Genomic DNA, 25,499 nt, shown 5'->3' with positions numbered 1-25,499 from the left:
CCGCGCGGCGTGGCGCGCGTACCCGAGGGCAGCGGCGGTGATAGCCTCGGCGCATGTTCAATCCCTCTCAGGAAGACGTCCGGCGCTTCTTCTGCGGCGTGCACGCCAAGGCGCGCGCCGCGCAGCCGCTGGACGCGCTGGAGACGCTGGCCAGCCAATGGCTGCTGGAGCATCCGGAGTACGACCCCCACATGGCCGATGCGGAAGCCGCCGTGGCGCGCGTCTACGACGGCGCGGACGGGCGCACGAACCCATTCCTTCACCTGTCCATGCACCTGTCGATCAGCGAGCAGTGCTCCATCGACCAGCCGCGCGGCATCCGCCAGGCCGTGGAGTTGCTCGCAGCGCGCCGCGGCTCGCTGCACGACGCGCACCACGAGGCGATGGAGTGCCTGGGGCAGATGCTGTGGGAAAGCCAGCGCGCCGGGCGGCCGCCGGACGGGCCGTCGTACGTGGACTGCGTGCAGCGGCGCGCCACCCGAGACTGAAAACAAAAAGGCCCGCGTCAGCGGGCCTTTTTCATGGAGCCGGGCGGCTCAGTGTTCCTTGCCGTGGAAGCGGCTCTCCGGCACCGTCTTCAGGTCGCCTTCCAGGCCGCCGATGTAGTCGGCCAGCGCCTTCAGCTGGTCGTTGCTGAACTGCTTGGCGATGCCGCCCATGATGGCGTTGTTGCGGCCGACGGCGGCGTTGTTCTCGGTCTTGTACGCCTTCAGCGCGACGAACAGGTAGTCCTTGTACTGGCCCGCGACCTTCGGGTAGTTGGGCGCCACCGGGGTGGAGAAGTTGGCGCCGTGGCACGACACGCAGGCGGCGTCCTTCAGCAGCTTGGCGACTTGCGGGCTGGGTTCGTTGTTCGGCTTGGCCGGCGCCGCGGAACCGCCTTCCTGGCCCAGCTTGGAGTAGTAGGCCGCGATGTCCTTGATGTCCTGGTCGCTCAGGGCATCGGCGATGCTGCGCATCGTCGGGTGCTTGCGGTCGCCGCCCTTGTAGGCATTGAGCGCCGCCTCGATGTAGCCCGCGCTCTGGCCGGCGATCTTGGGCACCTTGTGCACTTCGGGGAAGCTGGCCTGGTAGCCGATGATGTTGTGGCAGCCCAGGCACATGGCGATCTTGGCCTGCAGCGAGGCGGGCGTGGAAGCCGCGGCCTTGCCACCCTGCTGGTTGGCGGCAGCCGCCGCGGTGGCGGGCGCCGAGCTGGCGGCGGAAGCAGACGCGGGCGCCGACTGGGCGTGCGCGAAACCGGTCGCAGAAGCGACAAGCAGGGCCAGGAGCGTGGTCAACAACTTATTCATTTTGCGCGCACAATGGACGAGCGTCCCCGTTTCCGAATCAACCAACGATTATAGGGGTGCCACCTCAGCGGCGCGGCCCCTGCCCTTCTCCCGATGAAATTCCAAGGCTCCGAGAACTACGTCGCCACGCAGGACCTGATGCTGGCGGTCAACGCCGCCATCGCGCTGAAGCGCCCGCTGCTGGTCAAGGGCGAACCCGGCACCGGCAAGACCATGCTGGCCGAGGAAGTGGCGCAGGCCCTGGGCATGCCGCTGCTGCAGTGGCACATCAAGTCCACCACCAAGGCGCAGCAGGGCCTGTACGAGTACGACGCCGTCAGCCGCCTGCGCGACTCGCAGCTACGGGACGTCGAAGGTGGCGAGAAGGTCAAGGACATCCACAACTACATCGTCAAGGGCGTGCTGTGGCAGGCCTTCACGGCCGACCAGCCGGTGGCGCTGCTGATCGACGAGATCGACAAGGCCGACATCGAATTCCCCAACGACCTGCTTCGCGAGCTGGACCGGATGGAGTTCTACGTCTACGAGACGCGCGAGCTGGTGAAGGCCAGGCACCGCCCGCTGGTGTTCATCACGTCCAACAACGAGAAGGAGCTGCCCGACGCGTTCCTGCGCCGCTGCTTCTTCCACTACATCAAGTTCCCCGACGCCGACACGATGAAGAAGATCGTGGACGTGCACTTCCCCGGCCTGAAGAAGGAACTGCTCTCGGCCGCGATGAAGACCTTCTACGACGTGCGCAACTTGCCGGGCCTGAAGAAGAAGCCCAGCACGTCGGAACTGCTGGACTGGCTGAAGCTGCTGGTGGCCGAGGACATCCCGCTGGAAGCGCTGCAAAGCCAGGACGAGAAGGTGGCCGTGCCGCCGCTGGTGGGCGCGCTGCTGAAGAACGAGCAGGACGTCACGCTGTTCGAGAAGCTGGTCTTCATGCAGCGTCACAACCGCTGATCGCGACATGGCCTTCGTGCAACCCACCACCCTCGGCGACCGCGGCATCGCGCTGGTGCCCCTGTCGCTGGACCACGAGGCCGGCCTGGCGGACGCCGCGGCCGACGGCGAACTGTGGAACCTGCGGGTCACGTCGGTGCCCGAACCCGGCGCCACCCGCAAGTACATCGAGGACGCCCTTCGCATGCGCGAGGAAGGCAACCGCTTCGCCTTCGCCGTCACTGAAGCGGCCACCGGCCGCGTGCTGGGCAGCACCAGCTACCACGACATCCTGCCCGCGGTGAAGCGCGTCGAGATCGGTTACACGTGGTACCGCAAGAGCGTGCAGCGCACGCACGTGAACACCACCTGCAAGCTGCTGATGATGGGCCACGCCTTCGACACGCTGGGCTGCCGTGTCGTGGGCTGGCGCACGGACAACTTCAATTTCGCTTCCCAGAACGCCATTGAGCGCCTGGGCGCGAAGAAGGACGGCGTGATCCGCGGGCATGCGCCGCGGCGCGACGGCACCATCCGTGATACGGTGATGTACAGCCTCGCCGCGGGCGAATGGCCCGAGGTCAAGGCGCACCTGCAGTACCAACTGGCCAAGCCGCGCTGACCCGGGCGCGGCGGAGGTTGCCCCCATGCTGATCGACTTCTTCTATACGCTGCGCAGCGCCAAGCTGCCGGTCTCGGTCAAGGAATACCTGTCGCTGCTGGAAGCGGTGCAGGCCGGCGTGGTGGGCCCCGAGAGCGACGGCCAGTACTCGATCGACGACTTCTACTACCTGTCGCGTGCCGCGCTGGTGAAGGATGAGAAGCACTACGACAAGTTCGACCGCGCCTTCGCGGCGTACTTCAAGGGCGTGGAGATGCTGGCGGACTTCACCAAGGACATCCCGCTGGAGTGGCTGCGCAAGAACCTCGAGCTGGAGCTTTCGCCCGAAGAGAAGGCGAAGATCGAGAAGATGGGCTGGGACGAGCTCATGGAAACGCTGAAGAAGCGCTTCGAGGAGCAGAAGGAGCGCCACGAAGGCGGCAGCAAGATGATCGGCACCGGCGGCACCAGCCCGTTCGGCGCCTACGGCTTCAACCCGCAGGGCATCCGCATCGGGCAGGACAAGGGCCGCAACAAGAGCGCGGTGAAGGTCTGGGACCAGCGCGCCTACAAGGATTACGACGACACGCAGGAGCTGGGCACGCGCAACATCAAGGTGGCGCTGCGCCGGCTGCGCAAGTTCGCGCGCGAAGGCTCGGCCGAGGAACTGGACCTGGACGACACCATCAAGTCCACCGCCGCCAACGCCGGCTACCTGGACATCAAGATGGTGCCGGAGCGGCACAACAACGTGAAGGTGCTGCTGCTGATGGACGTGGGCGGCACGATGGACGAACACATCCACCGCGTCGAGGAGATGTTCTCGGCGGCCAAGGCCGAGTTCAAGCACCTGGAGTTCTACTACTTCCACAACTGCGTCTACGACTTCATGTGGAAGAACAACCGCCGGCGCTTCAGCGAGAAGTTCCCGACGTGGGACATCATCCGCAAGTACAACAAGGACTACAAGCTGGTGTTCGTGGGCGACGCCACCATGAGCCCTTACGAAATCCTGCAGCCCGGCGGCAGTGTGGAGTACAACAACGAGGAAGCTGGCGCCGAATGGATCCAGCGCCTGACCAACGCCTTCCCGAAGTTCGTGTGGATCAACCCGGAACCGCAGGGCGTGTGGCAGTACCGCCAGTCGATCTCGGTCATGCAGCAGTTGATGAACCAGCGCATGTACCCGCTCACCATCAAGGGGCTGGAAGAGGCGATGCGCCTGCTGTCGAAGTAACGGCAGCCGCCGTCCGTAACGCTCAGTACGACGTGCGCGTCAAGCCCGTCACCAGGTCGCGCAGCTTCGCGCCGGCCACCTGGAATTCACCCCGGCCGACCATGACGGCCGCCCGCACGAGTTTGGCGCGCCAGTAGTTGCGGAAGTACGGCGAGAAGTACCCGGCGCCGTGCTCGCGGGTCATCTTCCAGGCTTCCTTCCAGCTCTCGTACTTGTGCACGTTCGACCGCTGGTCGTCGCGCACCCGGAAAGCGCCCCACCAGTCGTCGACGAAAAGGATGGGGAAGCGCTTGCTCATGCGGATCCACAAGTCCCAGTCGCACACCATCGGGTAGCGCGGATCCAGCGGCCCGGCGAGATCGAGCGCTTCGCGGCGCATGAACACGGTGGCATGCGGCACCCAGTTGCGGTCCAGCACCAGTTCCGAGTGCGTCACCTGCCGGCTGCGCACGCGCCGCATCTCCACGCCACGGCTGTCCACCAGGAGGTCGTTGCAGTAGACGAGCCCCACGTCCGGGTTGTTCCGCAAGACGTCCACGGCCTTGCCGATCGCGCCCGGCAGGTAGTAGTCATCCGAGCAGAGCCAGCCGACGACATCGCCGCGGGCCATGGCGAATCCCAGGTTCACCTTCGGCACCAGGCCGGCCGGCGCCGGCCGCACCAGGTGGATGGAAGGAAAGCGCGCCAGGACCGCGTCGGTTTCGTCGGTCGATCCGGAATCGAGCACGAGGTGTTCCACGCGCGGGTAGTCCTGCGCCTGCACGCTGCGCAAGGTGTCCCCGATGTAAGGCCCCGTGTTCCACGACGGCGTGACGATGGACACCAGCGGGAGGTCGGGCAGCGGGTTCATCCGTTCGCTCCCCGCACGGCAGGTGCACCATGCGCCACCCGCCGCTGGGTGCGCAAGGCGGAGCCGATGCTGAAAGCCAGCGCCGCGAGCAGGAAGCCCTGCGACGCATAGGCGGCGACCACGGCCCCCCGCCAGCCGAACTGCGGCACCAGCAGGAGGTTCAAGCCCAGCGCCAGTGCCGCGGTCAGCGCATGCAGCAGGGCGGCCCGCTTCTGCTCGTTGGCGCTCAGCAGCGCATCGGTGCCCGCCGACTGCATCACCATGAAGAAAGGCAGCAGGCAAAGGGCCTGCAGAATGTCGGCGGAAAGCCGGTACGAGGGACCCAGCAGCCACGGGATCAGCGGCGCCGCGAAGTGGATGACCGGGGCCAGCAGCAGGCAGCCCGCGGCGCCGACGATGGCCAGCCGGCGAAGCGCTTCCGTCGTTCCCGCGACGCCCCGCTGCTCGCCGCGCCGGAAGAGGCGTGCCGTCAGCGAATTGAGGACCGCCAGGAACGGCAGGCAAGCGATCGGAACAAGGCGGAACGCGGCCGTGTACGCGCCGGCCATCGACTCGGAGGCCAGGCGGGACATCACCACCTTGTCGATGTCCGTGTGCACGCTTCGCGCGGACCAGACGACGCTGAAGTGGAAGCCCTTGCGCGCGTCCTGGAAAGCGAAGATGGCCCGCACCGCCGGCCAGCCCAGGCGGCGCACGCAAATCAGCAGGACCGCCGATGCGGCGCAGGTGCCGGCCAGCAGGTGCAGCTCGGCCCAGGCCAGCGCCGTGGGGTGGATCCACCCGAGGACCATCGGCATTGCGCACGCCAGTCGCGCGGCCAGCAACAGGTTCTGGAGCAGCGCCGACACCGCATGCTGCTCCAGGCCCATGAACACCTGCGCGGCGATGTCGATGAACTTCGCCAGCAGAAGCTCGGAGATGCCGAAGAGGACCAGCAGCGGGATCGCCGCGGGCCCCAGGAACAGGTGGCCGACGAGCACGGCCAGGCCGACGCCGGCCGAAGCACTGACCGCGGTCACCGCCAGGCCATTGCCCAGTGCCTCCCGCGGCCTGACCTGGTTTCGCGCGATGCGCATCGTCGCGACCGCGCCGAGGCCGAGGCCGGACCACGGCAGCAGCGCGGACGTGATGGCGACGACGCCGGCCACCTTGCCGAACTCGTGCGCGCCCAGTGCACGGGCCAGAAGGAAGAACAGCGTGCCCTGCAGGACGGTGAGCGATCCATAGCTCATCACCATGCAGGCCGAGTTCCTCGCATCGGGATCGGCCCGCAGCGTGCGCAGGCGCGCGGCCAGCGAATGGGCCTGCCTCAGCACGGCGTGCGGCCTCCTGCGAGGGTGCTGTCTCCCATGATGGACCTCCCGGAAGGTCCACTGTAGGCAAAGCGGCCGACGGTCGGCATGGCCGAAGTGTCACGACCGGCCTGGGAGAGAGCGCCCGGTGGCGCCCCCGACAGGAATCGAACCTGTATCTAGCGCTTAGGAGGCGCTCGTGTGGAGGCGCGTTCCTCAGCGAGCGACTAGTCGCGCGCATAACCAAGATCCCAATTGGAGCTAGAGGTGAAGAGTCAAGAGGTTCTTTCGACGAACTGAGAAACGCGACGCTGGCGGCATCAGGTCGATGCCGTGGTGCGGACGGTGCCAGTTGTAGAAGTACGTCCTGGCGGCAGCGCCTGGCGACGCTGCTCTGAGTTCTTGTAGTGCGTCCCTAGGCCCATTCCCGTAGAGCCGATTGGATGAAGCGCTCATGCGTCGCCAGCCACGGCGGGACCGCCACGCGGCTCGGCGGCTTCCCCAAGGCGCGACTAGCCGCAGATGCTGGTCCACGCTCGACTAAGAATAACTGTATGAAATTACAGTATATTCGCGCCCATGGAGCTCACCCCGACCCAGTGGATCGCGCGCTGCGCAGTTCGGCTGGGCGCACGCTGGCGGACAGTCCTCGCTGCGGAGCTCGAAGAGGCCGCCGTCGAAGTGTGGCGCCAGGTATCGCTCCGGCAGCTGACGCCCGCAGAATCCGCAATCCGCTGGCTCGCGCCGATCTCAAGCGACCAAGAGCGATTGTCATCCAGCAGTTTGGCGAGAAGCATGGGAGCGAGCGTGCGTGGATTCGGCACCGTCGGCGCGGCGCGCGCGCCACGATCCAACGCGTTCCCCTCTCACGCAGGTGATGTCGCCGCTCTCACCGGCACAATAGATGAGCTCGGTGATGGCGAAAGACATTGGATGTTTGAAGAGAAGATCGCGAAGCAGGCTTACGAGAAGATCGACAAGCGCAGGCCCAGGTGGACGAACGAGGAAGAAGTCCGCCTGACGTGGATCACTGCCCTTGAGACGGCTCTGGACATCGAGATTGACGCGGAGCGCGCGAAGCAGGATCTGAGCTACAACAACGTCATCATCGAATTCAAAGCGCGCGGCCTGTTCAAAGGCAGCGACAAGAGCGCTAAGTTCAAAGAGGCGATGCAGAATCGGCTGCTGCCTTACATCAAGACGGCGGCGGCTCGGACTGGCATTCCCGAGGACGAGCACATCGGCATCGCGATCGATGGCGAGCACATCTGCTTCGCGCAGGTGGATGACGGCGCCATCACGCACGGCCATCTGCTTCCGTTCTCGCCCGAGTCCGTCGGCATGGTCATCGAGGCCTGCCGCAGCAACTACCGGCGGGCCGTGATCGCCGAAAATCTTCTCGCGGACTTCGGTCACGCGTCGGCGGCCGCTTCCGCCGTGATGCAGGCGCTGGCTGATTGCCTCGCGGGAGCCTTGGCGAGCACGAAGCGGACCAAGATCAAGATGCTGTTCGAGGAGTGGCGCGACTTGTATGGGCAAGTCGCGGACCTTTCAAGCGAGCAGGTGCAGAGCATCGACCAGCAACTTCGGTTCAAGTGGCGTGGCGACAGGCTGCACGCCATGTCGGGGCGACTATTTGTCATCCACACCTACAACTCGCTGGTCATCAAGCTGCTCGCGGCCGAGATCGTCTCAGCCCACGAGCTGACGACCACGCAGTCGCCCGCCGAGTCGTTCTGCGCGGTTCTTTCTCCCGAGGATCTGATCGAGCAACTCGAAAGCCAGATCGAACGCGGCGAGCTGTTCTCGGGAGCAGGCATCAACGGTTTCGTCGAGGAGGCGATATTCAGCTGGCACTTGGACGCGGCTCGAAGCAAGAAAGGGGGGGAGCAGCTCGTCCCCGCGCTCAAAGCCTTGATCGGCAAGCTCGCGCTCTACCGAACGGATCGTCTCACTCGGCAGCGAGACGCCCTTCGTGACTTCTACCAAGGCCTGGTTCCCGAGACCATGCGCAAGAGCCTAGGCGAGTTCTACACGCCTGACTGGCTCGTCGAGCTCACCGTCTCGAAGATCAAGCCGGCCGACTGGCTTGGACCCCGCTTTCTCGATCCCACATGCGGGTCGGGCTCCTTTCTGGTGGAGGTCCTCCGTAAGAAGAGGGCGGCGGCGAAAAAGGCCGGAAAGACCGCGCGGCAGACGTTGAAGCTTCTTTGCGAAGAGGTTTGGGGCTTCGATCTGAATCCGCTGGCGGTGCAGACGGCGAGAGTGAATTTCCTGATGGAGATCGCCGACCTGATCGCCGAGGCGCCTGGCAAGCCCATCGAACTTCCAGTCTTGCTCGCGGACGCCATCTACTCGCCAGCTCCGAACCCGGACGGAGCCGACAAGGTCGTCGAATACAAGATCGGAAGCCAGATCGCCGCCTTGACGATCAAGCTGCCGTCGACCTTGGCCTTCGACCGGGCGCGGCTCGACCAGGTGTTCGCGCTGATGGGCGAGCACGTCGAATCAGACCACGAATACGGGAGGGTCGCCAAGGCGCTGATCTCGCAGAGCGTGCTGAGCGCGAAGGAGGCCGCCGAGTGGGGCGCGCCTCTCAAGGAGACCTACGATCAGGTGCTGGCTCTCCATCGCAGGAACTGGAATGGCATCTGGTTTCGCATCGTGCGCAACTTCTTCTGGTCGGCCACAGCCGGCACGTTCGACGCCATCGTGGGCAATCCGCCTTGGGTGCGCTGGTCGAAGCTGCCGGAGGCTTACCGGGAAAGGGTAAAGCCCACCTGCGAGCAGTACGACATCTTCTCGAAGACCGGCTACCACGGCGGCAACGAGCTCGACATCTCCGCCATGATCACCTACACGACGGGCGACAAATGGCTTGCTCAAGGCGGGAAGCTCGCCTTCCTGGTCACTCAAACGCTCTTCCAAAATCCTTCCTCGTCAGGCTTCCGGAATTTTCGAGTCAAGCCGAAGGTGAACCTCATTCCGCTTGAAGTGGAGGACCTCAAGGGCTTGAAGCCGTTTGCGGACGCCGCGAACAAGACGGCGCTAGCGCTTTTCCAGAAGGCGAGCTCCAAGCCCTCTTATCCGGTTCCCTACATAGTGTGGAGCCCGGCCGACGGCGAAAAGCGAAACATCAAGCCAGCTCTGACGCTCAGCGAAGTGCTCACGAAGGTAAAGCGCACGCCGATGGAGGCGAATCCGGTCGGGGACGATGGTTCGCCATGGGCGGTCCTGCCCAAGGGTCGCTTCGAAGAAATTCGGCAGCTCGCCGTGCCCAGCGAATGGATCGAGGGGCGCAAGGGCATCACGGTCGATCTCAACGGGGTCTACTTCGTCCCGGTCGTCGACGTGAACGAAGACGATCGATTGATTCAGATCCAGACCCAACCGAACTCGGGCAAGAAGGACATCGGCGCCGCCCGCAAGTTCTGGATCGAGCCTGACCAGCTCTTCCCCTTGATCAAAGGCGCCTCGGACTTCGACGCGTGCTACTTCGCGCCCGAGGGCAGCTTGCACACGCTTGTTCCGAACTCCGGAATCCGGAGGGCGCACTTCGAGGCGGCCGACAGCGAGCTCGCAGGGCTGCCGAAGACCAAGGCTTACTTCAAGGCTTACAAGCCGCTGTTGGAGTCGCGCTCGACGTGGAAGTCGCGCATGGCCGCGCAGGGCGCGCCTTACCAAAGCATCTACAACGTCGGCGAGTTCACCTTCAAGCCTTGGAAGGTGATCTGGGCTGAGATGTCGAGCACCTTCCGCGCCGCGGTCGCGGGCAGCCGAGAAGTCCCCTTGGTTGGCAAGCGGCCATGCGTACCGGACCACAAGATCTTCTTCGTCGCTTTCGACGATGAGAGCGAGGCGCACTTTCTGTGCGGTCTGCTCAATTCCACTATGGTCGCGCAGTATGTGGAGGCCCACAACGTATCGATCCAGGTGGGCGACATCTTTAAGCACATGCGCCTGCCGAAGTTCGACGTGAAGAGCGCAAAGCACAGGGAGGTGGCCGAGCTAACCAAGGTTGCGCACAGGATTGCCAATTCGGCCAAGCGAGAGAAGGCTGTTGCCGCTGTGCGGACCGCGGCTGACGGCCTCCTGCACGATTGGCTCGCGACGCACAAAGCGGTGTGATCTCGACGCCAGGCAACTCGCCTGCGCCGGCGTCGCCGCCGCTGAGGCAAGCGGAATTGCACCTAGGCCAAAAGGCACGTTCCCAGTGGGAAAGCCTGGCGCCCCCGACAGGAATCGAACCTGTATCTAGCGCTTAGGAGGCGCTCGTTCTATCCATTGAACTACGGCGGCGGGGCGCGCCATTGTAGGGGCCGGGCCGGATGACCCCGTCAACTCTCCCAGTCAGCTGCCGCTGGGAACTGTGCAGTTCCACCCGATGAGGCGGCGTCCTACAGACGCGACGGATGCCACCGCTAACCTTGCCTTCACGCGCCGCCCGGTGGACGGGCGCAGGTGGCCTCTCGATGCGGCCAGCCCCGCCCCTACGCAAATCCACCCTCGCGAGGACGGCGCACAAAGACACAAAGCGAGACGAGAGTGAGGTCCCTGATGGCAACCGCCGACTTCCGCATCGAAAGCAGCCATCCCATCCGCAGCCCCTGGCTGCCCGCCAGCGGTGCCCAGCAGTACTTCGTGAGCGACCGCGCCCTGGCGGTCGCCATGGCCGCCAAGAGCACGACACGCCCCGGCGGTTCGGAGATCCGCGTGGTGCACGTGCCCACCGGCGAAGTGGTGTTCCGCAAACCGAGCGCGACCCGCGCGGAGTGGACGGACGAGTAGCACGCGCCCGGCGTCCCGCCGGGTGGTTTCCCCCATCCTTCAGCGGGCCGTCGCGCCGTCGCCGGCCAGCACCGCTTCGCGCAGGCCCTGGACGGCCCGGCGCAGGTCAGCGGCCCACGCGCGCCGGTCGCGCCCTTGCGCCTGTTGCGGTTCGCCGTACGCGACCACCGCCACGACGGGACGCCCGGTGAGGGTGCGCCACAGCGACGCCACCAGCGTGTCGTCGCCGATGTAGCAAGGCAGCAGGCTCAGCTCGCGCGTGCGCGCGTCGATGAACGTCAGCGCCACCGGCTGCACCGGCGCCTGCGCGGAGATGGCCGACTGCACGAGGTTGGCGTGGAACGGCAGCAGCTCGCGGCCTTCGCTGGTGGTGCCTTCGGGGAACGCCGCGAGGATGTCGCCGGCCTGCAGGCGCTCGGCCATGTGGTGCACCACGCGCATCGCATCGCGGCGCGACTCGCGCTCGATATACAGCGTGCCCGCGCCGGTGGCCATGGGGCCGATCAGCGGCCAGCGCTTCACGTCCGCCTTCGACACGAAGCGGCAGTGCCGCGCCGCGTGCATCACCAGGATATCCAGCCACGAGATGTGGTTGGACACCAGCAGCACCGGACCGCGCGTGGGCGGCACGCCCCGCACTTCCAGCCCGATGCCCAGCACGTGCAGCATGCGCCCGGCCCACAGCTGCACGCGCTGCTGCCGCCCCGCTTCGTCCAGGCGCGGAAAGACGAACAGGATGGTGCAGTAGCCGGCGATGGCATGCGCGAGAGCCCGCGCCAGCCGCCATGCCGCCCGCAGTCCCGCCATCTCAGGCGCGCGCCGATGCTTCGTACGCGACCTGGCCGGCCGCGATGGTCCAGCGCACGCGGCCCGGCACCTCGTAGCCGGAAAACGGCGTGTGCTTGCCCTGGCTGCGCAGCTCGCCCGGCGACACCACCCAGTGCGCCAGCGGGTCGAACACGCACAGGTCGGCGACGCCGCCGTCCACCAGCTGGCCGCAGCTGGCCTGCAGCGTGCCCAGCGCGTTGCCGAGCACGCCGGCCGGCGCGCTGGTCAGCACGGCCAGCGCACGCGTGAGGCCCACGCCGCTTTCCTGGCCCCACTTGAGCGCCATCGACAGCAGCAGCTCCAGGCCGGTGGCGCCGGGCTCGGCCTCGGCGAAAGGCAGCGTCTTGGCGTCCTCGTCCACCGGGGTGTGGTCGGACACCAGCGCGTCGATGCTGCCGTCGGCCAGGCCTTCGCGCAGCGCGTCGCGGTCGCGCTGCTGGCGCAGCGGCGGCGACAGGCGCATGCGGCTGTCGAAGTAGCCGATGTCGGCGTCAGTGAGGTGCAGCGAATGGATGCTGACGTCGCACGTCACCGGCAGGTCCTGGTCGCGCGCGCGGCGCACGAGTTCCAGTCCCGCGGCGCTGCTCAGGCGGCACAGGTGCACGCGCGCGCCGGTGGACTTCACCAGCTCGATGATGGTGTGCAGCGCGATGGTCTCGGCCGCGACGGGCACGCCGGACAGGCCCAGGCGGGTGGCGAGCGGACCGCTGGCGGCCACGCCCTTGCCCAGGTACGTCTCCTGCGGGCGCAGGAACACGGTGTAGCCGTACGTCGCCGCGTACTGCAGCGCGCGCAGCAGCACCTGCGTGTTGGCCAGGCTCACCTCGGCCTGGCTGAAACCGACGCAGCCCGCTTCGGTGAGCTCCGCCATCTCGGTGAGCACTTCGCCCGCCAGCCCGCGCGTGAGCGCGCCCAGCGGGAACACGCGCGCCTGGTGCAGTTTCTCGGCGCGCATCTTCAGCATCTCGACGAGGCCGGGCTCGTCCAGCACCGGGTCGGTGTCGGGCGGGCACACGAGGCTGGTGACGCCGCCGGCCACCGCCGCGGCCATCTCCGACTCCAGCATGCCTTCGTGTTCGTGGCCGGGCTCGCGCAGGCGCGCGGCCAGGTCCACCAGGCCGGGCGCGACGATGCAGCCCGAGGCGTCGAGCACGCGGCTGGCGGTGAAGCCCGCCGGCACGCCGCCGATGCCGACCACGCGGCCGGCGGCCAGCGCGACGTCGGCCACCTCGTCGCGGTTGCTGGCCGGGTCGATCACGCGGCCGTTCTTGATCAGGATCTTCATGCTTGTTCTTCCCCTCCCCGATCGCCCTGGGCCTGCCGAAGGGTGCCGGTGACGATGCTCATCACCGCCATGCGCACCGCGATGCCGAAGGTGACCTGCGGCAGGATCACGCTCTGCCTGCCGTCCACCACGGCGGAGTCGATCTCCACGCCGCGGTTGATCGGCCCCGGGTGCATGACGATGGCGTCGGGCTTGGCCAGCTGCAGCTTCTCCGGCGTGAGGCCGAAGCTCTTGAAGAACTCCTGCGACGACGGCAGCAGCGCGCCGCTCATGCGCTCGTTCTGCAGGCGCAGCATGATGATCACGTCGCAGCCGCGGATGCCCTCTTCCAGCGTGTGGCACACGCGCACGCCCATCTGCGCCATGTCGGCCGGCACCAGCGTCTTGGGGCCGACCACGCGCACTTCGGCGCAGCCCAATGTGGTGAGGCCGTGGATGTCCGAGCGCGCCACGCGCGAGTGCAGCACGTCGCCCACGATCGCCACCGTGAGGTTGCTGAAGTCCTTCTTGTAGTGGCGGATGGTGTACATGTCCAGCAGCCCCTGCGTGGGATGCGCGTGCCGGCCGTCGCCGGCGTTGATCACGTGCACGTGCGGCGCGACGTGCTGCGCGATCAGGTAGGGCGCGCCCGACTCGCTGTGCCGCACCACGAACAGGTCGGCCGCCATCGCCGACAGGTTGGCGATGGTGTCCAGCAGCGACTCGCCCTTGCTGGCCGACGAGCGCGCGATGTCCAGGTTGATCACGTCGGCCGACAGCCGCGTGGCCGCGATCTCGAAGGTGGTGCGGGTGCGCGTGCTGTTCTCGAAGAACAGGTTGAACACGCTCTTGCCTCGCAGCAGCGGCACCTTCTTCACTTCGCGGTCGCTCACGCCGACGAAGCGCGCGGCGGTGTCGAGGATGTGGGTGACGATGTCGCGCGGCAGGCCCTCGATGGAGAGCAGGTGGATCAGCTCGCCGTTCTTATTCAGCTGCGGGTTGCGGCGGGAAAGCATGGGGTCAGTTCACCTTGAAGCTGAAGCGGCCCTGGGCGTCGCGCGCCAGTTCCAGCGATTGGGTGGCCGGCAGCGCCACTCGCGCCGCCGCGAAATCGGCCTGCACCGGCAGCTCGCGGCCGCCGCGGTCCACCAGCACGGCGAGCCTCACGCCCGCCGGCCGGCCGTAGTCGAACAGTTCGTTCAGCACCGCGCGGATGGTGCGGCCGGTGTACAGCACGTCGTCCAGCAGCACCACGTGCGTGCCGTCCACGTCGAACGGCAGTTCGGTCTGCGCGCTGGACGCGGACAGGCCGCGCTGCGCGAAGTCGTCGCGGTGCATCGAAGATGAAATGACGCCCGCCTCGCCCGGCAGGTTCAGGTCCTTGTGCAGGCGCTGCGCCAGCCAGGCGCCGCCGGAGGTGATGCCCACCAGGCGGCCTTCGCCGCCGAGCAGCGATTGCACGCCGCGCAGCAGTTCGCCGTACAGCGCCTCGGCGTCCAGCCTCAATTCGCTCATTCAATGCTCCTCAGGAACTGCTCCAGGATGATGCAGGCCGACGCGGCGTCGGCATCGCGCGCGCCTTCGGCCAGCGCCTGCGTGGTGCTGTAACGCTCGTCGACTTCGAAGACCTGCAGCCGGGTGCGCGCCGCCAGCTGGCGGCCGAAGCGGCGCGCGCGAGCGGTATTTTCGTGCGCCGCGCCGTCGGGGTGGAAGGGCACGCCGATGACCAGGGCGTCGGGCTGCCACTCCTTCACGCGCTGCGCCGCCGCGTCCAGCCGCTTCTGGCCTTCGGCCGCGATGGTCGGCTGCGGCGTCGCGGTGCGCAGCAGGCGGTTGCCCACGGCGACGCCGGTGCGCTTCGCACCGAAGTCGAAGGCCAAAAAGGTAGTGAAGTGGGAAGGGACGTCAGGCCGGGCCGGCACGCTCATGCGTGCCCCGCCTCCGGCGAGAGCATCCAGGACTGCAGGCCCAGCAGCGACAGCGCCTTGTCGTAGCGCTGTTCCACCGGCGTGTCGAAGATCACCTGCGGGTCGGCGGCCACGGTGAGCCAGCTGTTCTCGGCGAGCTCGGATTCGAGCTGGCCTTCGCCCCACGCGGAGTAGCCGAGCGACACCAACACCTTGCGGGGGCCGGCGCCGGTGGACAGCGCCTCGAGCACGTCCTTGGACGTGGTCATCTCCAGGCCGCCGGGGATGGTCATGGTGGACGCGTACACCGGCTCGTCGGGCTTGTCCTTGTCCTCGCCCAGCACCGCTTCGTGGAGCACGAAGCCGCGCTCTGTCTGCACGGGGCCGCCGTGGAACACGGGGATGCCGGCCAGGTCGGCGCGATCGAGCGGCAGATCGACTTTTTCGAACAGGTTCTTCAGCTTGATGTCGCTGGGCTTGTTGATTACCAGGCCCAGCGCGCCGCGCTCGCTGTGTTCGCACAGGTACACCACGCTGCGCTGGAACGAAGCGTCCTCCAGCCCCGGCATCGCGATCAGGAAATGATGCGTCAGGTTGATGGTGGACGACTCGGCGGGCATGATCGAATTTTAGCCCCCAGCATGGAAAAACCGTATCCCGCCGGGCTGGTGTGGTTTCGCCGGGACCTGCGCGCGAACGACCACGCCGCCCTCTACCACGCCCTGCGCCATTGCCGGCAGGTGCACTGCGCCTTCGTCTTCGACACGGCCATCCTGCAAGGGCTGCCTCAGCAGGACAGGCGCGTGGAATTCATCCGCGAATCGCTGGTTCAGCTGGACGAGGCATTGCGCCAACTCGCGGGCCGGCCGGGCGCCGGGCTCATCGTGCGGCACGCGGCGGCGGAGGCGGAGATTCCCCGCCTGGCCCGCGAGTTGGGTGTCCAGTCGGTGTTCGCGAATCACGACTACGAACCCGGCGCCGCCGCGCGCGACGCACGGGTGCGCGGCGCGCTGGCGCACGCGGGCATCGCGCTGCACACGTCCAAGGACCAGGCCATCTTCGAAGGCGAGGAACTGCTGACCCAGGCGGGCACGGCGTATTCGGTGTTCACGCCGTACAAGCGCGCGTGGCTGGCGAAGGTGGACGCGTTCTATCTGAAGTCGTATCCGGTCGAACGCCATGCGGCCGCGCTGGCGGAAAGGCCGGCAACGCTGCGCAAGGAAGTGTCCACGCTTGAGGACATCGGCTTCGAGCCCACGAACCTGTGGCAGCTGCCCGTGCCGCCCGGTGCCCAAGGCGGCCGCGCGCTGCTGGACGACTTCCTGACCCGGCTGGACCGTTACCACGCCACGCGCGATTTCCCGGGTGTGAAGGGCCCCAGCTACCTGGGCGTGCACCTGCGCTTCGGCACCGTGTCCATCCGCGAACTGGCGCGGCTGGCGCACGTACGCGCCAGCAAGTCCGAAGGCGCGGCCACCTGGCTCAGCGAGCTCATCTGGCGCGACTTCTACTTCCAGATCCTGTCCAACTTCCCGCACGTCGCCGACGAAGCGGGCAACGGCCGCAGCTTCCGCCGCGAGTACGACGCCATCGCCTGGGAGAAAGGCGCGCGGGCCAGGCAGCTGTTCGCCGCCTGGTGCGAAGGCCGCACCGGCTACCCGATCGTGGATGCGGCCATGCACCAGCTCAACCAGACCGGCTACATGCACAACCGGCTGCGCATGGTGGCGGCCAGCTTCCTGTGCAAGGACCTGGGTGTGGACTGGCGCTGGGGCGAGCGCTACTTCGCGGCCCACCTGAACGACTACGACCTGTCGGCCAACAACGGCGGATGGCAGTGGGCCAGCTCGTCCGGCTGCGACGCGCAGCCGTACTTCCGCATCTTCAATCCCGTGAGCCAGAGCCGCAAGTTCGACGCTGACGGCAAGTTCATCGCCCGCTACCTGCCGCAACTGGCGAAGCTGCCGGCCGCTGCGATGCACGCACCGTGGGAAGCCAGACCCGAAGAATTGGAAGCCGCGGGCCTGGCGCTTGGCCGCGACTATCCGCGGCCCATCGTCGACCACGACGAGGCGCGGCGCACGACGCTGCAGCGGTATTCGGTCGTCAAAAGCAAAGCGGCGGACAAAGCCGCCGCTTGAGCCCGCGTGCCGGTGGTCAGGCCGCGACGGCCGCCGTGCAGTAGTGCTTCACCAGGCTGAGCAGTTCCTCTTCGGAGTACGGCTTGCCCAGGTAGTGGTTGACGCCCAGTTCGCGCGCGTGTTCGCGGTGCTTCTCGGCGATGCGCGAGGTGATCATCACGATGGGCAGGCTGGCCCAGCGCTCGTCGGCGCGGATGTTGCGCGCCAGGTCGAAACCGTCCATGCGCGGCATCTCGATGTCCGACAGCACGACTGCGGGCCTCTCCTCGGCCAGCTTCTCCAGCGCGTGCAGGCCGTCGGCCGCCAGGGCGACGCGGTAACCTTCGCGCGCGAGCAGGCGCTGCGTGACACGGCGCACGGTGATGGAGTCGTCCACCACCAGCACCAGCGGGATCTGCGGCGCGGCGGGCGCGACCTCGGGCACGACGGGCGCGCCCGCTGACTTCTCCAGCACTTCCGGCTGCGCGCGGTCGGCGCTGAGCAGGCGGGCCTGCTCGCCGTACACGGCGGACAGCGCCACCGGGTTGTAGATCAGGACCACGGCGCCGGAGGCCAGCACCGTCATGCCGGCCAGGCCGGGCAGGCGGGCCAGCTGCGGGCCCAGGTTCTTCACCACCACTTCCTGGTTGCCCAGCACTTCGTCCACGTGCACCGCGACGCGCTGCGCGGCGCTTCGGAAGATGACCACGGGCAGCGTCTTGCCTTGCGGTTCGTTGCTGCGGGCCGAAGACTGCAGCAGGGCACCCGACCAGTGGAAAGGCACTTGCTCGCCGCCGACGTCGCAGCTGCCGCTGTTGTAGGCCTGCTGGACTTCCTTGGTGCTGGCGCGGCGGACGATCTCGATCAGGTTGGCGGGCACGCCGATGGACAGGTTGCCGCTGCGCACCATCACCACCTGCGTCACCGCGGTGGTCAGCGGCAGCACCAGACGGAAGCTGGTGCCGCGGCCCGCTTGCGTGCTGGTCTCGATGCGGCCGCCCAGCGCGTTCACCTCGGAACGCACCACGTCCATGCCGATGCCGCGGCCGGCCAGTTCGGTGACGGCGGCCGCGGTGGAGAAGCCGGGCGTGAAGATCAGGTTGGCGGCGTCTGCGTCGGTGAGCTGCTGGTCGGGCGTGATCAGCCCGTTCTGCAGCGCCTTCTCGCGGATGCGCGGCAGGTTCAGGCCGGCGCCGTCGTCGCGGAATTCGACCGAGACGTCGTTGCCTTCCTGGCGCACGTCGATGAGGATGGTGCCCGCGGGCTCCTTGCCGGCGGCGGTGCGCGTGGCGGGGTTTTCGATGCCGTGCGCCACGCAGTTGCGCAGCAGGTGCTCGAAAGCGGGCGTCATGCGGTCCAGCACGCCGCGGTCCATTTCGATGGAGCCGCCGGTGATGTCCAGCTTCACCTGCTTGCTGCTTTCCTTCGAAGCCAGCCGCACCACGCGGTACAGACGGTCGGAGATGCCTTCGAATTCCACCATGCGCGTGCGCAGCAGGTCGCGCTGCAATTCGCGCGTCTGGCGGGCCTGGGCGATGAGGTCGTCTTCGGTGGCTTCCACCGTGCGCTGAAGGTTGCGCTGCACGGTGGCCACGTCGTTCACCGACTCGGCCATCATGCGGGTGAGTTCCTGCACGCGGGTGAAGCGGTCGAACTCCAGCGGGTCGAAGCCGGCGGCCGCTTCCTTGGCCTGCGCCAGGCGCGACTGCATCTGCGTTTCGGCCTGCAGCTCGATGTCGCGCAGCTGGGTGCGCAGGCGGTCGAGGTTGCCGGTCAGGTCGTTCAGCGAGCTGCGCAGGTTGCGCAATTCGTTCTCGAGGCGCGAGCGGGTGATCATCACCTCGCCGGCCTGGTTCATCAGGCGGTCCAGCAGCGTCGAGCGCACGCGCACCGCCTGGCCCGCGGCCGCGCGCGGGGCGACGACGTGCGTGGCGGCCGGCACGATGAGCGCACGCGGAGCGGTGGCAGGCGACGCGCCTTCCGTGTCGGCGACCGGCTGCGCCTGTACGGGCGCCTCGTCGACCTGCGGAGCGACGATGTCATCCACCGATTCCTCGGTGGCGACGCCACGAAGGATGTCGAACCGTGTCTGCAGCTGGTCGAAGCGTTGCAGCACGGGTTCCAGCACCACGGGACCCGCGTCGAGGCCGATGCCCTCGATCTCGGATTCCATGCGGTGCGCCATTTCGCCCAGGCGCAGCGCGCCGGCCAGGCGTGCACTGCCCTTGAGCGTGTGCAGCACGCGCAGCACCTGCTCGCGCGCGGCGGCGGAGGCTTGCTCGGCCCACTGGCGCAGGCCGCCGCCCAGCTGCGGCATCAGCTCGATGGCCTCTTCCTCGAAGATCGGGAACAGGTCGGGGTCGATCGCGTCCACGACGTCGATGTCGTCGTCCTGCTCGCGCTCGCCGCGGATGGTGGTGACGTGCTGGGGCGCGGCGGCGGCAGGTTCGAACGGCACGAACTGCGTGGCGGCCGATTGCGCCGCGGGCCGGGCTTCGGGGATGGGCTCGGGCTCCGGCTGGGCGAACGACTGCGCGACGGGCGCGGAGAAGTCCATGTCGTCCAGGTCCGACGGGCCGCTGTCGCGCAGGTCGGGCCGCTTGGGCAACTGCAGCAGTTCCAGCGCAGCCAGGTTCTCGGTGACCTTGAGTTCCGGATCCTTCAGGAAGCCGGCGGCGAACTGGTGCAGCAGCCGGCGGATTTCCTCGGCGGCTTCGACGAAAGCCTTGCCGTGCTGGGGCGTGCCCCAGGCCAGCGTCTGCGCATGCTGCAGCGAGCTTTCCAGCGCGCGGGCGATGTCCGACAGCGCATTGAAGCCCACCGTCGCCGAACTGCCGGCCAGCGCGTGCGCCAGGCCGACGGCCGAGTCGGGCACCGGCTGCGTGAGCTCCAGCGCCCACTCGCCGAGTTCCTGCGCCAGGCGGCGCGACCACTCGTCGGCCTCGTTCAGATAGACGTTGTAGAGAGGGATGCCGATGCGCAGCCCGCCGATGACCTTGGTCTGCTCGTCGGCCTGGATGGCCGGCTCGATGGCGGTAGCGAGGTCCGGCTCGGGTTGGAGCTCGGGCTCGGCCTGGGCCAGCGATTCCAGCTGGGCCTGCGCCGAAGGCGTGAAGTCGGGCAGCTCGGTCGAAGCCTCGGGCTCCGGCGCGTCCGCGGCCGGCGCTGAGGAAGACAGCGCATCCAGACTGCCGAAGTCGATGGACTCGATCTGCGGCGGCGCCTGCGTCAACGCTTCCGGCGAAGTCGGCGCGCCCAGCCCGGCGGCGAAATCCGCCGGGAGTTCGTCGAGCGAAATCTCCTCCACCGCGGTCGTTTCCCTGCGGATCACCTGGGTGGTGCCGAACGACGCCTCGGCCACTTCGGCCGACGGCAGTTCCACGACGGGCTCGGCCGCGACGACGATCTCGAAATCGGCCAGCGGGACGGCGGCGGGCTCTTGCACCGGCGCCTGCGGGAGTTCCAGCGTCACCGGTTCGATGTCGAGCGAAATCACTTCGATCACCGGTTCAGTGAGAGCCGGTTCGGCTGCCACGGGATCGAAGGCAATTTCGAACGCGGGTGCCTGGGGCTGCGCGGGTGCGGCGACGGACGGCACAGGCGCATCCAGCACCAGGTCATCGAGTGACGGCGCGGGCGCCTCGAAAACAGGGGCCTCGAATTCCGGCGCCGCTTCAACGGGCGCGGGTTCGGCGGCTGCTGCAGCAGCACCGCCGGGGAAGGCGAATGCGACGACGCGGCCTTCGGTGCGCAGCGCGTCGGCCGGGCCGCGGAACATGCCCGACTTCCAGCCGCCGTCGTTGCGCGCGGCGATGTCCTCGATCCACCGCTCGAAGCCGTCCAGCGCCTGGCCGGAAACTGCGCGCAGGTCGTCGCTGGCGGGCTTCTGGTCGGCCAGCCAGGTGTTGAGCACCTGCTCCAGCGCCCAGCCGGCTTCGCCGAATTCGTTCAGCCCCACCATGCGTGAGCTGCCCTTGAGCGTGTGGAACGCGCGGCGCAGCGTGGTGAGTTCGGCGACGTCGGCCGGATTGGAGGCGAGCGACTCGATGGCGGCTCGGCCGTTGCCGACCACCTCGCGCGCTTCCTCCAGGAAGATCTCGCGCAGCTCGCCGTCTTCTTCGTTGACTTCCACCACCACCACCGGCGCGGACACCGAAAGAACAGCGGGCGCAGGGGCGGCGGCAACCGGGGCAGCGGTCGGCGCAGCCACCGGCGCAACTGCCACGGGCGCGGAAACCGGAGCGGCGGGCTCCGGCTCCACTTTCATCGGCAGGTCGGGTGCGGCTTCCTGCGCGCGGCCCATCAGGGGGCGCAGCTCGCCCTGCGCTTCGTCGAACACGAACAGCTTCTTCGCCAGCGCGGGCTGGTAATTCAGCATGTCGATGAGGAAGCCCAGTGCGCCGAGGTTGTTGCCCAGCTTGTCGAAGGCGGCCTGGCGCTGCTCGAGGTCCTTGTCGTAGTCGCCGATGAGGATGCGCTCGACGGAATCGCGCATGCGCGCGACCGCGTGCGTGGCCTGGTCCAGGCCCAGCACCGACAGCACGCCGCGCATCTGCAGCAGGTGCGTGGGCGCGTCCTTCAGCGGACCCTTGTCGTCGGGGTTGCGGAAGAAGCCGTCGAGCAGCTTCTCCAGTTCGCTGAGCGTGCCGCGAAGTTCGCCGACGACGCTGCCCATGGTCTGGCGGTCGCTGACGCGGCGGTACAGCTCCTCCATCCAGGGTTCCAGCGGCTGGCCCTGCCCGCCCTGGCGCACCTGCTCCAGGCGGTCGGCCAGGCGGCCGGTGCGCAGCGCCAGCTGCGAATCGGTGGGATCCAGGTCCTGGAACGCGGCTTCGAGATAAAGCACCGCGGTGGCCACTTCCATCGCCACTTCCGGGCGCGGCGCCTGGCCGGCGCGCACCACGTAGTCGACGGTGGCGACCAGCGCCTGCGCCAGCGGCGCGCTGGGTGCGTGCAGCTTGGTGATGGATTCGCCGATGGCGTGGAACTGCTCGCCCACGGCCTTGAACTTGTTGGCGTCGCCGCCGGAGACGGCCGACCAGCTTTCCTTGGCCACCGTGATGCGCTTGCGCGCCTGCGTCAGCAGAACTGGGTCGAAGCGGCCGTAGTGCGAGGTGGCGTAGTCCACCGGCGTGAAGCGCTGCAACGCATACGCGGCACGCACGCTGGCCAGCGCGGGCGCGTCCAGCGGGCGCGGCGGGACGGCTTGCGAGCAGAAGAACAGCAGGTCCTGCGCCAGGCGGTCGGACACGCCCATGTCGCCCTTGGCGAGCGTGGCGTACTGCAGCAGCACGCGCGAGGCGGCGCGCTTGACGTACACGTCGGCGGGCAGCAGGCCCTTGGCCAGCGCCTCGAAGTAGCCGGCGGCAACCTTCCAGAAGATCTTGGGCTGGCGCACCTCCTGGCTGGCCGCCAGGCCCAGGGCGGAGTCGGCCAGTTCGCGCGCGGCGGCGGCGTCGCCGGTCTTGACGATGCGCAGCACCGCCTGGTCCATGCGCGAGCGCAGCGCCGGGTCGTACACCAGCGTCTGGCCGACGGCCGGCGTCTGCGGTTCGATCCAGCGCCAGTCGTACGGCCACAGGTCGGCGGGATGGATGCGGTCGCTGCCCGCCAGTTCCTGCACGTCCTTGTATTGCGAGAACAGCGCCACCGGCGAAGCGGCCTTGCCCAGCAGCACGCCTTCCAGGTATTCGGTGAGGGCGAAGCCCGCCCGTTCCACCTTCGCGGCGGCGGCGTCGCTGCACAGCTCGGGGCGCTCGACGAATTTCTGCACCGCCGATTCCATGGCGCGCAGGATCAGCGCCGGCGCGCCCAGGCCCACCATCTCCAGCGCACCGACGGCCTGGTGCAACTGCTGGCGGGCGATGCGCAGCTGGCCGGCGTCGACCGACGCCATGTCCTGGCCGCGCGCCAGGCCGGCGTCGCGCACGAAGCGGCGCAGCGCCGCGGAGGCGGACTCGAGCGACTTGCGCAACTCGTCCAGCACCCAGGCCAGCGGGCCGAGGTCGTTGGTCGCCAGGTCGAGATCGGTTTCGGTGGCTTGCATGGGAATACTGAGGCTCTGGCGGGCGGTCGGGTGCTTTCCGGCCGCGTCAGGCGATCTTGAATCGCGACACGGACTGGCGAAGCTCCTCGGCCATGCGCGAGAGCTCGCGCACCTGCTGCGCCGTGGAACGCGTGCCCTCGCCGGTCTGTTCCGTCACGGCGAAGATGTGCTGGATGTTGCCGGCCACCACGTTGGCGGACTCGGCCTCCCTGGCGGCGGTGGTCGAGATCTGGTCGATCAGCTCGGCGAGGCGGCGCGACACCTGGTCGATCTCGGTCAGCGCGGTACCGGCGTTGTCGGACAGCTTGGCCCCTTCCACCACACCCTGCGTGGAGCGTTCCATGGCGGCCACAGCGTCCTGCGTGTCGGTCTGAATGGCCTTCACCAGCGCCGAGATCTGGCGCGTGGCGTCCGCGGAGCGTTCGGCGAGGCGCTGCACTTCTTCCGCCACCACCGAGAAGCCCCGGCCCGCTTCACCGGCCGACGCGGCCTGGATGGCGGCGTTCAGGGCCAGCACGTTCGTCTGTTCGGTAATGTCCGAGATCAGCTCCGTGATTTCACCGATCTCCTGCGACGACTCGCCCAGCCGCTTGATCCGCTTGGACGTTTCCTGGATCTGGTCGCGGATGGAGTTCATGCCGCCGATGGCGTTCTGCACGGCCGCGAGGCCCGATTCCGCGGCCTGCAGCGACTGCTTGGCCACCTGGGCCGATTCCTGCGCCTGCCCGGACACCGCGTTGATTCGGGACGCCATGTCCAGCACCGACTGGCCGGTTTCGCGGATCTCGCGCAGCTGCTCGGTGGACGCGGCGAGCAGCTCCGTGGACGTGCTTTCCACCTGCGCCGTCGTCTGCGCCACCTTGGTGGCCGTGTTCTGCACGTTGCCCACCAGCTGGCGAAGTTCTTCCACCGTGTAGTTCACCGAGTCGGCGATGGCGCCGGTGATGTCCTCGGTCACGGTGGCTTCCTGCGTCAGGTCGCCTTCGGCCACCGTCTGCAGTTCGTTCATCAGGCGAAGAATGGCGGCCTGGTTGGCGTCGTTGACGCGCTTGGCTTCCTGCTCCTGGCGCTCGGCTTCCAGCCGCTGCTGTTCGGCGACTTCCTGGCGCTTGCGGCTGTCCTGCAGCTGCACGTACGCGAGGCCGACGGAGCAGCCGATGGCGAAGATGGCGGCCAGCGCCAGCGCGACGAACGACGCGACGCCCAGGCCGGTCTGCAGGGACAGCTTGCTTTGCAGGTCTTCCAGCGAGCGGCGCAGCGGTTCGGAGTCCGCGATGATGGACGCCTGCGCTTCACGCGCGGACACCAGGCCCTGCAGGTTGCCCAGGATGGCGCCGGCCTGCGTGCGGGTTTCCTCATAGACCTTCAGCAGCGCTTCCAGGCGCTCGCGGATCTGCGGGTCCTTGCTGCCGGCCAGGCGCAGTTCGGGGCTGCCTTCCAGCAGGCCCTGCGCGATTTCCTTGAACGAGTTCAGGTCCTTGCCGAGCAGGAACACCGCTTCGGGCGACAGGCCTTCGTTCAGCGTCATGAATTCGTTGGCCGACTTGCCGATGCGCTGCGTCAGCATCACCAGCTGGCCGGCGGCGGAAATCTCGGCGGCGCTGGCGTTCTGCTGCAGCTTGAGCGACGAAACCGTCTCGGCGATTTCCAGCAGGTCGGACGACTGGCGGTTGATGGTGCGAAGGGCCGCGCCCACCTGGGTCAGGATCTTCTGCTGGCCGATCACGACGGCCGCGCTCTTCTCCGCGCGTTCCATCACCGGCAGGATCTTGTCCATGTCTTCCTGGAACTCGGTGGCCACCGGGTCCAGGCGCAGCGCATCGTCGCCGGCCTTCAGGCCGCGCACCGAGCGGGCCAGCGAGGCCGAGCTGTCGCGCACTTCGGGGAAGGCCTGCGGGCTGCCCACCAGGGCCTGCGACACGGACTTGGCGAGGCGCTGCGACTGCGTCAGCGAGTCACCGGTGTTGCGCACCTGCTGGGCGACCTTGTCGGCCTGGCTCACCGCGAACACGGCCACGCCGCCGAGGATGACCAGCGAGACGGCCAGCAGCGTGAACAGGATGCGCTGGTGCGCGACGATGCTGCGCTTGCCGAGGAACGGGATGGCAACCTGCTCGGCTTCCGGCACATGGTCGGCGGCGTCCAGCGAGTCGGGCGCGTCCACGCTGTCCTGGTCGGTGCTGGCCAGGGCCTGCATCGGCTCCTGCACGGTGCCCGGGTCGAGCGAAGCGTCCGGCGCGGCCAGGCTCAGCTCACCGGTGGTCTCGCCCGCGGCGTCGGACGACTTGCGCTTGGCGAACAGATTCTTCAGTTGGTCGACGACGGACATTGCATGGCCTTCCGGGAA

18 protein-coding genes and 2 tRNA genes are annotated in these 25,499 nt (G+C 67.9%); 7 read left to right on the top strand and 13 right to left on the bottom strand.

The genetic code is table 11. The features are described 5' to 3' along the window. Positions 1-53 precede the first annotated feature (53 nt). Entirely contained in the window at positions 54-488 is a 435-nt protein-coding gene (locus tag EZ216_RS08375; protein ID WP_135249294.1) for a DUF1841 family protein, read from the top strand. Positions 489-536: 48 nt separating this feature from the next. Here the strand turns inward: EZ216_RS08375 and EZ216_RS08370 are convergent, their stop codons facing one another. Further along, entirely contained in the window at positions 537-1,292 is a 756-nt protein-coding gene (locus tag EZ216_RS08370; protein WP_135249293.1) for a c-type cytochrome, read from the bottom strand. A gap of 93 nt (positions 1,293-1,385) precedes the next feature. On the opposite strand from EZ216_RS08370, the gene EZ216_RS08365 reads away from it, so the two are divergent. From EZ216_RS08365 to EZ216_RS08355, 3 genes are read left to right on the top strand one after another with little or no spacing between them, the layout of a single operon-like run. Continuing rightward, on the top strand, positions 1,386-2,240 hold the full coding sequence (locus EZ216_RS08365; RefSeq protein ID WP_135249292.1) for an AAA family ATPase: 855 nt from the start codon (positions 1,386-1,388) through the stop codon (positions 2,238-2,240). A gap of 7 nt (positions 2,241-2,247) precedes the next feature. After that, positions 2,248-2,841, top strand: coding sequence for a GNAT family N-acetyltransferase (locus EZ216_RS08360; protein ID WP_135249291.1), 594 nt, complete (start codon positions 2,248-2,250; stop codon positions 2,839-2,841). Positions 2,842-2,866: 25 nt separating this feature from the next. Then, the gene (locus EZ216_RS08355) at positions 2,867-4,057 is read left to right on the top strand and encodes a vWA domain-containing protein (protein WP_135249290.1); all 1,191 of its coding nucleotides are present in this window, start codon (positions 2,867-2,869) and stop codon (positions 4,055-4,057) included. 22 nt (positions 4,058-4,079) lie between these two features. Here EZ216_RS08355 and EZ216_RS08350 read toward each other — a convergent pair whose 3' ends face one another. The 3 genes from EZ216_RS08350 to EZ216_RS21300 all read right to left on the bottom strand — a co-directional run bounded on the left by EZ216_RS08350 (position 4,080) and on the right by EZ216_RS21300 (position 6,461). Further along, positions 4,080-4,907, bottom strand: a complete 828-nt coding sequence (locus EZ216_RS08350; protein WP_135249289.1) for a glycosyltransferase — start codon at positions 4,905-4,907, stop codon at positions 4,080-4,082. After that, the gene (locus EZ216_RS08345; RefSeq protein WP_135249288.1) at positions 4,904-6,223 is read right to left on the bottom strand and encodes a lipopolysaccharide biosynthesis protein; all 1,320 of its coding nucleotides are present in this window, start codon (positions 6,221-6,223) and stop codon (positions 4,904-4,906) included. The genes EZ216_RS08350 and EZ216_RS08345 overlap by 4 nt, the downstream gene beginning before the upstream one ends. A 125-nt stretch (positions 6,224-6,348) precedes the next feature. Beyond that, positions 6,349-6,461, bottom strand: a tRNA-Arg gene (locus EZ216_RS21300). A gap of 317 nt (positions 6,462-6,778) precedes the next feature. On the opposite strand from EZ216_RS21300, the gene EZ216_RS08340 reads away from it, so the two are divergent. Beyond that, positions 6,779-10,327, top strand: a complete 3,549-nt coding sequence (locus EZ216_RS08340; RefSeq protein WP_205959643.1) for an Eco57I restriction-modification methylase domain-containing protein — start codon at positions 6,779-6,781, stop codon at positions 10,325-10,327. Between the two features lie 96 nt (positions 10,328-10,423). Here the strand turns inward: EZ216_RS08340 and EZ216_RS08335 are convergent. Beyond that, positions 10,424-10,498 (bottom strand) — tRNA-Arg (locus tag EZ216_RS08335). A 258-nt stretch (positions 10,499-10,756) separates the two neighbouring features. Between EZ216_RS08335 and EZ216_RS08330 the strand changes: the two genes are divergently transcribed. After that, a complete protein-coding gene (locus EZ216_RS08330) occupies positions 10,757-10,987 on the top strand; it encodes a hypothetical protein (protein ID WP_135249287.1) in 231 nt (76 codons plus the stop codon). 39 nt (positions 10,988-11,026) lie between these two features. Here the strand turns inward: EZ216_RS08330 and EZ216_RS08325 are convergent, their stop codons facing one another. The 6 genes from EZ216_RS08325 to EZ216_RS08300 are packed head-to-tail and all read right to left on the bottom strand — an operon-like array spanning position 11,027 to position 15,606. Beyond that, entirely contained in the window at positions 11,027-11,794 is a 768-nt protein-coding gene (locus EZ216_RS08325) for a lysophospholipid acyltransferase family protein (protein ID WP_135249286.1), read from the bottom strand. Position 11,795: 1 nt separating this feature from the next. Next, on the bottom strand, positions 11,796-13,100 hold the full coding sequence (locus tag EZ216_RS08320) for a dihydroorotase (protein ID WP_135249285.1): 1,305 nt from the start codon (positions 13,098-13,100) through the stop codon (positions 11,796-11,798). Next, positions 13,097-14,095: an aspartate carbamoyltransferase catalytic subunit gene (locus EZ216_RS08315; protein ID WP_135249284.1), complete on the bottom strand. Its 999-nt coding sequence runs from the start codon at positions 14,093-14,095 to the stop codon at positions 13,097-13,099. Before EZ216_RS08315 ends, EZ216_RS08320 begins: the two co-directional genes overlap by 4 nt. Before the next feature lie 4 nt (positions 14,096-14,099). After that, positions 14,100-14,594 carry a bifunctional pyr operon transcriptional regulator/uracil phosphoribosyltransferase PyrR gene (gene pyrR / locus EZ216_RS08310; protein ID WP_135249283.1) on the bottom strand — a complete coding sequence of 165 codons (495 nt, stop codon included), beginning with the start codon at positions 14,592-14,594 and terminating at the stop codon, positions 14,100-14,102. Continuing rightward, positions 14,591-15,007, bottom strand: coding sequence for a Holliday junction resolvase RuvX (gene ruvX / locus EZ216_RS08305; protein WP_135249282.1), 417 nt, complete (start codon positions 15,005-15,007; stop codon positions 14,591-14,593). Before ruvX ends, pyrR begins: the two co-directional genes overlap by 4 nt. Continuing rightward, on the bottom strand, positions 15,004-15,606 hold the full coding sequence (locus tag EZ216_RS08300; RefSeq protein WP_135249281.1) for a YqgE/AlgH family protein: 603 nt from the start codon (positions 15,604-15,606) through the stop codon (positions 15,004-15,006). Before EZ216_RS08300 ends, ruvX begins: the two co-directional genes overlap by 4 nt. A 21-nt stretch (positions 15,607-15,627) precedes the next feature. Here EZ216_RS08300 and EZ216_RS08295 point away from each other — a divergent pair, with 21 nt between their 5' ends. Further along, positions 15,628-17,127 carry a cryptochrome/photolyase family protein gene (locus EZ216_RS08295; RefSeq protein ID WP_135249280.1) on the top strand — a complete coding sequence of 500 codons (1,500 nt, stop codon included), beginning with the start codon at positions 15,628-15,630 and terminating at the stop codon, positions 17,125-17,127. Positions 17,128-17,143: 16 nt separating this feature from the next. Here EZ216_RS08295 and EZ216_RS08290 read toward each other — a convergent pair whose 3' ends face one another. Further along, entirely contained in the window at positions 17,144-23,152 is a 6,009-nt protein-coding gene (locus EZ216_RS08290) for a hybrid sensor histidine kinase/response regulator (protein ID WP_135249279.1), read from the bottom strand. 46 nt (positions 23,153-23,198) lie between these two features. Next, positions 23,199-25,481, bottom strand: coding sequence for a methyl-accepting chemotaxis protein (locus EZ216_RS08285; RefSeq protein WP_135249278.1), 2,283 nt, complete (start codon positions 25,479-25,481; stop codon positions 23,199-23,201). Positions 25,482-25,499 lie beyond the last annotated feature (18 nt).

Origin of the sequence: Ramlibacter humi (assembly GCF_004681975.1) — a bacterium.
Taxonomy (GTDB): domain Bacteria; phylum Pseudomonadota; class Gammaproteobacteria; order Burkholderiales; family Burkholderiaceae_C; genus Ramlibacter; species Ramlibacter humi.
Note: the sequence above shows the minus strand (reverse complement) of the source record. Positions and strands in the feature narration are given on the sequence as shown.